Raw genomic sequence first — 12,128 nt, 5'->3', positions numbered from 1 at the left:
GAAACTGATTGAAAAACATATAATTAAGCCGAATCATTCTAATTATCAAGAAATAGATAAGTTATGCTTTTTGTCAAAAAATTTATTTAATGCAGTGAATTATATTGTTAGACAAGAATTTATCTTTCACCAGAAGTATTTAAACTCTGCCAAAACTTACCATTTAATTAAAGAGTCTGTTGACTATAAAGCAATACCAAGTAAGGTGAGTTGTCAAATAATTAGATTAGTCGATAGATGTTGGAGTTCTTTCTTTGCCTCCATCAAAGATTACTCAAAAAACCCTCATAAATATCTAGGGAAACCAAGATTACCAAGATACAAAGATAAGTTAAAAAGTCCCTGTGTGACGTTTTTTTGAATGCAAAATTCAAAATGCAAAATTCAAAATTAATTAGGAAAAATTGATTAATTTTAGGTATAAACCCCCACCATAATCTTGAATTTGGTGGTCTTGAATTAGTGGCGCTTACTTGCCACCACTAATTGTCTTGAATTTTGAATTGTTATTAGGAGTAATTCCATTCAGGGTAACACCTGGAAAAGTGAGTTGATATTATAGATTAATATTTGTCTATAAACTTACAAACTCTAAACTTGATGATGGCAGTTATTAAACTCACAGGTATTTAGTAGGAGAATTAGATGAACACTATTTTGATTGTAGAAGATGATCAAGTTAATGCTAGGGTTTTTTCCAAGATTTTGACAAAAAGAGGTGGTTTAGCTGTAAAACATACAGAAGATGTAGAAGAAGTAGTGAAAATTGCTAAGTCAAAGGAAGCAGACTTAATTTTGATGGATGTTTCTCTAGCTCATAGCTTTTATCAAGGTAAAGCTGTTGATGGAATTAAAATTACTCAAATTCTTAAATCTGACCCTCAAACAGATAAACTACCAATCCTCTTAGTTACTGCTCACGCTATGTCAGGCGATCGAGAAAATTTTTTGCGGGAAAGTGGCGCTGATGGTTATATTTCTAAACCAGTAGTGGATCATCAAGAGTTTGTCAATCATATCAAGTCATTTTTGAGTGAAGATTGATTTAGAATTTAGAATTCAGAATTTAGAATTTAGAATTCAGAATTTAGAATTCTGGCTATGACTACTATTTGAGAGAAGCGAGAATCTCCTAATAGTAATGGCGACTAATGGCGACTGCTATATATAAATCTAATCACAATCAATAGACTTATCCAAAAATGAAAAATCAAATCAATTCTTATTGATAAATTATCAATTATATCAAATCAGCTTGATTGGACATAAAAAAAATCTCAAATCGTCATAATTACTCAATCTTTGTAATCCTCTCCCCTCCTGACTCCTTACTCCTGACTCATTACTCCTGACTCATTACTCCTGACTCAATCAAGACTGAAGCAATCTATAACTGTTTAACCGGATTTGATATTACTCCCACCTGTTCCCTGTTTCTTGTTCCCTCTTTTCTGGAGATGTCTAATTATCGATCGCTGAGAACTTCACCATAAGAAAAACCTGGAGCTGCCAGAACAAAAACTGTACTAGGAAGACCAAGAGTTTTAGACTGTAAATCCTCATAATACTCGGTAAAATTATCCCCTGGAGTCCGAATACCAAGAAAAATCAAATCAGCATCCTGAGAAGACTCATGCAAAATATCGTAAAAAGGACGACCTTGAGAAACCAAAACCTGAGAACTTGCACCAATGCGTAAATTTTGAGTCAGACTATCAACATTTGCTTGGGTTGTTTGAACTGCAGTTTTTTCAGGAACTACAAGTTTCAAATGAATTTCAGCATTCCGCCAATCTATATCAGTACGCAGCAAATAGGCCAAAAGTAACATTAAGCCACCATTATTTTGTAAACCACCCCACCAAACATCAATTCGACGATATTGACCAAAGCCACGGTCGCTATTCTCCCGTAAAATTACCACATTTTTCTTGGCTTTATGAATATGACCTATCAACTGACAATAGCGATCGCGACGAGAAGGTTCTTGACTATCTCCAAGCACCACTGTATTTGGTGTTAGTGGCCCAATACCATAAGTTTCGACCAACAGTTTGGCCCCATCAAGAAAGTCTGTAGCTGTTACAACTCTCACCAAGACTTGTATTCCACGCTTTTCCACATACTCACGAATAGTTTCTTGCATATCACTCTGCTGAGAAACATCCCGAGATGAACTGGGCAAAACACTACAAACCGTAATCATCCCTCGGTTATGAGTTAGGTCATCTGCAAACTTAATCAACAACCAGCGTTTTTTCGGTATCCCAGACAATACCAAAATATGAGGACGCCAGTTTTTAGTATCTTCTTCTCCAATTTGCAAAATCCCTTGCCGTACCAAGGCCATCCATATTCCTCGTCTGGCATCTCCCCAAGTTGTCTCTAACTCCCGTCGTTGTAGCCAGATAAAGATGGCCAACACTATAACCGCAGCAATAACTGTAGCTATAGCATTAATCAAAAACATCACTGCTAGGCAACCGAAGGCCCCCAACATTGATAATGACCAATGGACTTTAAATGTAGGACGGAAAGATGGACTTTGTAAAAAGCCTTCTATTCCTGCTGAGACATTCAAAACCATATATGTTGTCAAAAAGAACATTGTCAGCACTGGGGCAATAATATTTAAGTCGCCAATGCAGACTGTGGCAGTAGCGACTCCTAAAGTTACTGCTGTACCAATCCGAGGTTCATCATTTGGTCCACTGCCATTACCTAGAAAAGACAACCAACGTGGTAATACTCCATCTCTTGCTAATGCTTGTAAAACTCTAGGAGCGCCCAAAATACTACCAATAGCGCTGGAAAGAGTTGCTCCCCAAACTCCAAATAGAATAGCTGGTCCCCAAAAAGCCATTTCTTTCATAATCAAGGGGTTTTCTATTAAGGTAGCTGAGTCGGCACGCATGGCCAGGAAAATTGGTAATATCATGTAAATTACATATCCTGTACCAACTGCTGCCAGAGTACCTGTGGGAATAGAACGGTTAGGTTCTCGCAAGTCTCCAGACATACTGACTCCTGCCATTATTCCTGTTACTGCTGGAAAAAAGACTGCTAAAACTGTCCAAAAAGATTCTGTAGATTGGCCTGGATCTGCCCAAAATTGTATACTTGTTGTTTCTAGGGGATGTCCAAATGCAAATGAAATTAGGGATAAGGCGATCGCTGCCATGATAAAATACTGTGCTTTAATAGCAATTTCTGCTGAAGTTAAGGCCAATACTGCTACAGCTATTGTGGTAATTAAGGCTACATAAAGTTGGTTAAAGTTACCAAAAGCATCTACTATGCTCTCTGCAAAACCAATTGTATAAAGGGCAACAGATAGAGCTTGGGCAAAGTAAAGGGGTATTCCGACGGCACCACCGGTTTCTAGACCCAAAGACCGACTAATCATATAGTATGCTCCCCCACCTCTAACTATTTTGTCTGTGGCGATCGCGCTAACTGATAAAGAGGTGAGAAAGGTAATACCTGTGGACAGAGTAACGATAAGCAGAGTCCCTAATAAACCTACATTACCTACTACCCATCCAAAGCGGAGGTACATAATTACACCCAAAATTGTCAAAATTGAGGGAGTATATACACCTCCGAATGTTCCTAAACCTGTTTCATTAATAGGTTCGGGAGAGGTTTTGGGGGTTGCTTGTGTTTCTTCTGGTGGGTTGGCATTTTTAAATGGTTTCATAATATTTAAAGTCAAAAGTCAAAAGTCAAAAGTCAAAAGCAAGAGAGGTAAAAAGTAAGATTGCCTTTACTGAAAACTTTGACTTGATAGTAATTTCAAGGAATTATTTGGCATCATAACTAATACCAATTTGATAAATGTTTGCTACAAATATCTCGTTTTTTTAAGGAGTAAGGAGGTAGGGACGTTAGCATTAATGCTCAAGCAACGTCCGTAGGTCCTAAGGAGTCAAATGGGAATAGCTTCGACGCCATTCTTAGTTCATAACTTATTGAATTCGTCAAAAAAACATCTCAATCAGCAAGTTTTTTGATCGCTCTTATTACTTGTAACATTCTTTTTTCACGCTTGGTATAAGAGAAGTCATGCATTCAAAAGTAAGAGAAGTCAAAAGTAAGATTGCCTTTACTGAAAACTTTGACTTGATAGTAATTTCAAGGAATTATTTGACATCATAACTTTGAATGTATTTGTGACATCAAATTAAGTGAATTAGTATTCAATAATTAAGTTCATAAGCAAAATTAATTACACATCTTTTTGACTCCCTGTTCCTAGTTAAGTGTTCCCTCTTTCCACTAGGAAATTACTAAAATGCACAACTATTTAATATTTAGCATTTTCTTGAATTTTCTACATTTTACTCATTCAATAGTTCCCCAGTTAAGAGAGGTGAAAAGTTAAGATTGGATCGATTGAAAAGTTTGACTTGATAGTAATTTAAAGGTAAACATTCAGCCGTCAGGTTTCAGCTTCATTAACTTTAATTGTATGGTTTAAAAATTCAAACTCTTCGTTCTTTTGCTTCAATTTATGGATTAAAAATGTGTTAGAGGATAAACGAATTCTTGCTTGATTCATTTTTATTGAACTCGAGCTGACTGCTAATAGTTGAATGCTACATTTCAAGGAATTATTTGGTATCATAACTAAGAGAAGTCATGCATTCAAAAGTAAGAGAGGTAAAAAGTAAGATTGCCTCTACTAAAAACTTTGACTTGATAGTAATTTCAAGGAATTATTTGGCATCATAACTTTGAAAGTATTTGTGACATCAAAATCGAACAAGCAACATTAAGCTTACCGTGTCAATATATTTTGATATAACCTCAAACCTCCAACTACCTCCTCTATAATTTCCCATTCCTCCTAACTACTCTGTAGGGACTTTGCATACAACATCCTTACCTAGGGTTTGCTGATTAAATATCAAAGCATTTACAGATAAAGGTTTTAGCCACTTTAAGTCGTGAAAAAGTATCAGTTTTTCGGTGAAAAGAGCTGTATAAAGTTAGGACTTTGGGGTAACGCGAGGCAGAAAAATCAAGGAAAAATTATTTCTCCTACAATCCCAGTCTTCCCACACTTCCCACACCTCCCAAACTTCCCACACTCCCCTACTCCTTATAGAAGTCAATGTCTACTTCTCGCTTGTTAATATTAATTTTTGGTTCCAGTTTTATCTTATTATTGATAATTTGGCTAATTAGTTCTCTGTCATGGTTGTACAGTCAAATTTTATGGTCAGCTCCTCCAGTTGTGGCCAACTTATTATTACTGTTGTTAATCGTCCTTATGGGAATTGTCCTTTTTACTCTTGTCTATTATCTGAGACTATACACAATTCCTAAAAGTAAAAGACAACGAAAATCAAAAATTACCAAACCTGTTGTTAAGTCTGAGGCAGTTTCCGAATCTCTGAAGGCAGTTAGGCAACAAATAATTTCCATACAAGATGAGGTAGCTAGACAAGCATTATTGAATCGTTCTCAAAAAATAGAAAATAGTATAGCACAAGGTGATATAAAAGTTGTAGTTTTTGGTACTGGTTCGGCTGGTAAAACTTCTGTGGTTAACATCCTGATGGGGCGAATGGTAGGAAGGGTGGAAGCACCGATGGGTTCGACAAAAGTAGGAGAAACCTATCGTTTAAAATTGTCAGCATTAGAAAGGGAAATTTTGATTACTGATACACCGGGTATTTTGGAAGCGGGGATAGCAGGTACGGAAAGGAGTCAAATAGCAAAAGTTTTGGCGACGGAAGCTAATCTTTTGTTGTTTGTGGTTGATAACGATCTACAGCAGTCGGAATATCTTGCTTTGAAGAGTTTGGCGGAAATTGGTAAGCGATCGCTCTTAGTTTTTAACAAAACTGATCTTTACACTGAGGAAGATAAGGAGGCGATCGTTGTTAGACTTAGGGAAAGATTGTTAGGAGTTGTTAGTAAGATGGATATTGTGGCGATCGCTGCTCATCCTAATTCTGTGCGTCTGGAAACTGGTGAAATTTATCAACCAGAAGCAAATATTGTAGGTTTAATTGAACGTTTGGCGGCAGTTTTGCGATTGGAAGGGGAAGATTTAATTGCTGATAATATTTTGCTACAGTCTCAAATTTTGGGGGAGGAAGCAAGGGGTTTAATTGATGCTCAAAGAAGAAAACGTGGGGAAAAGGTGGTGGAGAAATTTCAATGGATAGGAGGGGGTGTGATAGCAGCTACACCTATTCCTGTGGTGGATGTGTTAGCGACGGCGGCAGTTAATGCTCAAATGGTGATAGAAATTGGTAAGGTTTATGGTTGTGAATTAAATTTGGAAAGGGGGCAAGAATTGGCAATTTCTTTGGCAAAAACTTTTGCTAGTTTGGGTATTGTGGAAGGGGTAATCAAGTTAATTTCTACTGCTTTACAGTTAAATGTAGCTACTTTTATTATTGGTAAGGCTATTCAAGGGGTAAGTGCTGCTTATTTGACTAGAATTGCTGGGAAGAGTTTTATTGAATATTTTAGTCAGAATCAAGATTGGGGTGATGGGGGGATTACGGAGGTTGTACAAAAACAGTTTGAGTTAACAAAAAAGGATGAGTTTGTAAGGTTGTTTATTCAGGATGCGATCGCTAAGGTTGTTGAACCTTTGACTAATATTTATTCTGATGATGAAGAGGTTGAAACTGAGTCGGAATTTGATGAGGAAGAGGTTGAAATAAATTATCAGTCTCAACCTAGTAAAAAAGTTGGTGATTCTGATGATTGGGAAACAAAAAGTAGAGCTAAAAGAGAGGATTGGTGATTTGAAAAAGGAGGTGCAAGACAGGGATTTTTGACATGGATGAGCAAGACACGGATTTTGCCACGGATACACGGATAATATTATGTTATTTGTTTAATAAATAATTGACTTAGTTCCTGAATTTTTTATTGTCTGTAAGGGAAATTTTTGGAGGATTGGTGATTGGAAAAATGGAGGTGCAAGACAGGGATTTTTGACATGGATGAGCAAGACACGGATTTTGCCACGGATACACGGATAATATTATGTTATTTGTTTAATAAATAATTGATTTAGTTCCTGAATTTTTTATGGTCTCTAAGGGAAATTTTTGGAGGATTGGTGATTGGAAAAATGGAGGTGCAAGACACGGATTTGGGCACGGATACACGGATAATATTATGTTATTTGTTTAATAAATAATTGACTTAGTACCTAAATTTTTTATTGTCTCTAAGCAAAATTTTTAGTTGAATAAAAAGTCATGCGTATAGGCGAAGTACCGCCTCTACATTTATAATATCAGAATTTTGGTGAGAATGCAACTAAAAATCCTTTGACGCGCGTTTTTTTCGGGTGCTTTAGAAAATGAAAATGTTGGTGGTTTTCCATTGAGGAGGATTAGGCATTTTTTGGGTGAGTTTAAAAGTTAGGGAGTTGGCGATCGCTCTTCTTATTCTTAATTGAATTGATAATGGACTTAGTTCCTGAATTTTTTATGGTCTCTAAGGGAAATTTTTAGTTGAATAAATAGTCATGCGTATAGGCGAGTTACCCCAACTAACATTTATCTTATCAGAATTTTTGTGAGGATGCAACCGAAAATCCATGCAATTTTTTTTGGGTGCTTCAGAAAATGAAAATGTTGCTTGCTTTCCATTGAGCAGAGATGGATAGAAATATTTGACGGGAAAACCTAATTATAAATCTTAAAAATATTTGGGTACCTAATACTTAGTTAGACGACACTTCAACTATTACATAATCTTAGTAAGCAATAATCTTTGCCTCAAGCTTTTTAGCTTTAAAACTATTAATAGTTGCCTCCCCATCCTCTACCCAAAATTCCCGACCGAATTGTACTAACTCTTGTTCTTTTCCATCAAATATTAATGCCCTTATTGCCACCTTTGCTTTTTCCTCATCCCCAGAAGATTGTTCTTTCAAAATAGCCTTAATCTGTTCAAACAAAGAATTATCTTCTGGAATCTTATCTATTGGCAATTGCAAGATAATTATTTGTCTTGGTTGAGTAGAACCATTTTCAGTTATTAATAATTCCGCATCTTGTTTGAGAAGATTTTTTTGACTCTCTAATTGCTCTACTGGTTTTTCTACTTCTGTAATAGATTGATAATTTTTGCTCTCTTCATCTGTTGATTCATTTTGATAATTATCTAATTCTGTCACTGGTTTTTCCTGTTGTTCAACTGCATCTGACATTACCTTTTCTACCGCTTCTGCAGTATCTACTAATAACTGACTTTCATCATCCTTATGATCGACTTTTCCACTCAAAACTAAAAGAGCATTTTCTGTCAGTAAATCTTTAATTGCTTCATATATTTTTGGAAAAACTACTGCATCTACTTGCCCAGTCATATCTTCTACTTGCAGAAATGCCATTCGGTCTCCTTTTTTCGTAATATGAGGTTTAATTCCAGCCAACATTACCAATAATTTTATAGCTGACTTAGATTTTTTTTCCTGCATTTGAGCAATAGAAATAGCATCCTGAATTTGATTTTGTTCTTGTGCATATTTGAGAGGATGATCGGATACATAAAATCCGAGAATTTCTTTTTCATACTGCAATTTTTCTTTAGCTGGAAAATCTGAAACGGGTGAAGTTTTAGGAGCAGAATCAAAAGCAGGCATTGTTTTTTCTGCCACATCAAATAAATTTAATTGCCCGATATCTCGGTCTTTATTTCTATCTTGCGCCCATTTCATTACACCTTCTAAATCTTCCTTTAATTGTTTACGGTTTAGTTCAATTTTATCGAAAGCGCCACATTTAATTAAAGATTCTAAAGTCCGACTATTAAGAGCGTTAAGATTAACTCTGTCACATAGATCGGCTAAAGACTTAAATTCTCCACCTTCTTTTCTTGCTTCTAAAATTGCTTCTATTGCTCCTTCACCTACATTTTTTACTGCAGATAATCCAAATAAAATTTTATCTTTTGTTTCTCCTGTTGCTACTTTTGGCAAGGGAGTAAAATCTACTTCTGACTTATTAATATTCGGCGGTTCGACTTCGATATTAAATTTCAGACAATTAGCAATATATTTTTGTACTTTATCTTGATCGCCACTATTAGCAGTTAGTAAAGCTGCCATATATTCAACTGGATAATTAGCTTTTAAATAAGCAGTTTGATAAGCTACATAAGCATAAGCTGTGGAATGAGATTTATTAAAACAGTTAGAAGCAACTAACCCATTTGCTAAGACAAAATTATGGTCTTTAGCTACACCAATATCATAAACATTTTCTGTTTTTGCCAGCTTGCGAGAAACAATTTTAACCACGAAAATAACTCCTGAAAATCTGTTCTATTTTTGCTTTTTTGTAATCCCAGAGAAAATCTAGAATTTCTTGGCATTTCAGGGGGTAATGAAATACCTAAATAATCTGTTGCTTCAATTGAGGTTTTAACTGACGATAGGAAATTCCCATTCTGCTACACTCCTTAAACATTTCAAATCCAAATTACGCTCAAAAATTTCATCAATAGGCAGCATTTGACCATTTTCAGTCATAAACTTATGTTCTGGTGTTGCCCGAATTACTGTTCCATCTTCCAGACTATATTCATAAACTTCCTGCATACCCCGATTATGCCATTGAGCGATTGGTTGTGTATAAATATATCCATTTTTATCTACTGTATAAACAGTACATTCAATTCGATCTTCTACAATTTTACCAATAGGAATAGCGCCATATTCTACAGTCATTATTTCTGTCTCATAAGTCAAACAATATTCAGCGAATTTAATCATCTGTTCAAACAAATCTTCTGCCACTGCAGAAAGAACTCCTCTTTGAGTCGCACCATCAATAAATATTTCTCGATGCTTTTCCATTTCTGAAACTTTCTTTTTACCCATGCAGTTGTGAACTATAAAATCATTAGCAATAAAGTTATGGGTTTCGGAAATTGTTAAATCAAAAACTTCTTCTTTGCCAATATATTCTATAGAAGTAATCTCATCCCAAAAAACCTCAGAATTAGCAATTGATTTTAATTCTTCATCTGCAAAAGCTGTCGGAAAATTATTAACTTTATGACGGGATAAACTCCTAGTTAGAGTATTTTTAAAATTTAAACCTGACGACATTGTGTCACGACATACACCGACAGCTTTATCTATTTCTACCCAAGTCATTCCACTAGCTTTTTTAGCTTGTGCAATTAGAGTAAGAATTTCTGGAAGTAGACAATGTTTAGATTGATTTTTTTCTCTTAGGGAGTAGGGAGTAGGGAGTAGGGAGTAGGAATTAGTAATTCTGGTTCCAGAAAATAGGAAAGAAGAAAAAGAACCATACCTTATAAGTCTGAGAAATTCTATATCTTGAGTAACTAAATAACAACTTTGACAAAGCTCCTTTTTGTAACTACTTAAATATGGTTGTATCAATTCACAAAACTTGAGCATATCCTCACGTCCTGTAATTTGAACTTGATAAGAAAGATAAGGTTTACCTTGATATTTTATCTTCTTAATATTGAACAGAGAAACTATACCTAAACGTAGAAGTAAATGTTGGATTTGTCTGACTAAAACTTCTGAGGTAGAGTTGTAATCTGTATGCCCAATTTTTTTGTCTGTAGGGATGTTGTATGCAACGTCCCTACCATCTGTTGACCATAAAATTCCTAAGAAAAGTTGTAACTGACTCTTAGACAAAGAAAATACCCAATCAGGAATTTCTTTATCCCGTGAATTAGTAAGTTTGAGATGATTATCTACCCAATTATTAAAAGCTGAAAGAAAACCTATACGAACATAACTAACTGTTTTTTTGCCTTGATGGAGTTGTTTATCGATAGGTGCTAAAGAACCAAATAATTCTTCTGCACAGCGATTAAAATCAGCAATTAATTCCGCATCACTATTACAGAAATAACTACACGAAGGACTCTTAGTAGATAGATGTCCGTCACCCATTAAATAAGCAGTAAATTTAATTTGAGCATCAGATATTTCACTGCCATGATTAATCGGAATTTTATTTGGTAAACCTAAGCGATCGCCTACAGAAAAATCTTTTAAAGGTTTCCATCCTAAAACTGTATAAAAAAGGTGGTCGTTTGTAGCTTTAATTTTCCGGTTTGTACGAGTGGTAATTTCCCAAACATCTCGCACACCATTAGGATGAATTTCTGTTATTGGTTTTTGCACAATTTGTTGACTTTTGATATCTAAAGAAAAGACTTTTCGACTCAACCAATACTCAGGTTTAGCAGCTATTTCTTTCAGACTAACCAATTTACCTGTTGCTGCATCTATTACTTTTGTAGAACCACTCAAACAACGACGTAATAAATCTGCTTCTCCCAAAGAATATCCTGCCAAATCTTGAGCCATTTTCATAATTTGTTCTTGGTAACAATTATGAACAACTACTCCTTCTGCTAGAAAATAAGGCGAAGCTTGGTCTTCCATTTCCAAGTCAAAACATTCTGCTTTTCCTGCTTCTTCCACAGAGATAACATAAACAAGTCTGACATCCTGTAAATAATTTTTTTCGTAGATTTCTTCTGACTCTTTCCAATTTTTCTGCTGAGGTTTAGCTGAGGAATTAGTCAGTCTAGATAAGGTGGCTTTTTCTAGGGAAGACTCCTGATTTTGGAGACTTGAGGTATTTGTCTGAGGAATGGAATTTTCTGAAGGAGTTGTCAAAGGAAAAGGGAAAATCTGTAGATGGTTTTCTCTGACTTTTTCCCGATTTTCCTGCTGAGATTTATCTGAGAAATTAGTCGGTCTAGATAAGGTAAATTTTTCCAGGGAAGATTCCTGATTTTGGAGACTCGAAGTATCTGTCTGAGAAATGGAATTTTCGGCAGGAGTTGTCAAAGTCAAAGGGAAAATCTGTAGATAGTTTTCTCTGACTTTTTCCCGATTTTCCTGCTGAGGTTGACCTAAGAAATTAGCCTGTCTAAATAAGATAGCTTTTTCTAGGGAAGACTCCAAATTTTTCCGACTCGAAGTATCTGTCTGAAAAATGGAATTTTCCGAAGGAGTTGCCAAAGTCAAAGGGAAAATCTGTAGATGTCTTTCTCGGAAATTTTTCTGATTTTCCCACTTGTGTCTATCTAAGAAATTAGTCGGTCTAGATAAGGTAGATAATTCTCGGGAAGACTCCAAA

The 12,128-nt window shown here is 35.5% G+C and carries 7 protein-coding genes; 3 read left to right on the top strand and 4 right to left on the bottom strand.

All coding sequences use genetic code 11. The annotated features are described in order from the left end of the window. Together F6K40_RS17665 and F6K40_RS17660 are read left to right on the top strand one after the other, a co-directional pair. On the top strand, window positions 1-361 hold a 361-nt coding region (locus F6K40_RS17665; RefSeq protein ID WP_293138102.1), incomplete at its 5' end, for a transposase. 284 nt (window positions 362-645) lie between these two features. Beyond that, the gene (locus F6K40_RS17660; protein ID WP_293138100.1) at window positions 646-1,044 is read left to right on the top strand and encodes a response regulator; all 399 of its coding nucleotides are present in this window, start codon (window positions 646-648) and stop codon (window positions 1,042-1,044) included. Window positions 1,045-1,465: 421 nt separating this feature from the next. Here F6K40_RS17660 and F6K40_RS17655 read toward each other — a convergent pair whose 3' ends face one another. Next, the gene (locus tag F6K40_RS17655; protein ID WP_293138098.1) at window positions 1,466-3,700 is read right to left on the bottom strand and encodes an amino acid permease; all 2,235 of its coding nucleotides are present in this window, start codon (window positions 3,698-3,700) and stop codon (window positions 1,466-1,468) included. A gap of 1,291 nt (window positions 3,701-4,991) precedes the next feature. Then, window positions 4,992-5,117: a hypothetical protein gene (locus F6K40_RS17650; RefSeq protein WP_293138097.1), complete on the bottom strand. Its 126-nt coding sequence runs from the start codon at window positions 5,115-5,117 to the stop codon at window positions 4,992-4,994. Between F6K40_RS17650 and F6K40_RS17645 the strand changes: the two genes are divergently transcribed. Continuing rightward, window positions 5,117-6,769 carry a YcjF family protein gene (locus F6K40_RS17645; protein WP_293138095.1) on the top strand — a complete coding sequence of 551 codons (1,653 nt, stop codon included), beginning with the start codon at window positions 5,117-5,119 and terminating at the stop codon, window positions 6,767-6,769. The genes F6K40_RS17650 and F6K40_RS17645 overlap by 1 nt on opposite strands. A gap of 966 nt (window positions 6,770-7,735) precedes the next feature. Here the strand turns inward: F6K40_RS17645 and F6K40_RS17640 are convergent. Beyond that, window positions 7,736-9,283, bottom strand: coding sequence for a helix-hairpin-helix domain-containing protein (locus F6K40_RS17640; protein ID WP_293138093.1), 1,548 nt, complete (start codon window positions 9,281-9,283; stop codon window positions 7,736-7,738). A gap of 123 nt (window positions 9,284-9,406) precedes the next feature. Beyond that, on the bottom strand, window positions 9,407-12,127 hold the full coding sequence (locus F6K40_RS17635; RefSeq protein ID WP_293138091.1) for an LAGLIDADG family homing endonuclease: 2,721 nt from the start codon (window positions 12,125-12,127) through the stop codon (window positions 9,407-9,409). Window position 12,128: the final 1 nt, after the last annotated feature.

Source organism: Okeania sp. SIO3I5 (genome assembly GCF_010672085.1).
Lineage (GTDB): Bacteria > Cyanobacteriota > Cyanobacteriia > Cyanobacteriales > Microcoleaceae > Trichodesmium.
Note: the sequence above shows the minus strand (reverse complement) of the source record. Positions and strands in the feature narration are given on the sequence as shown.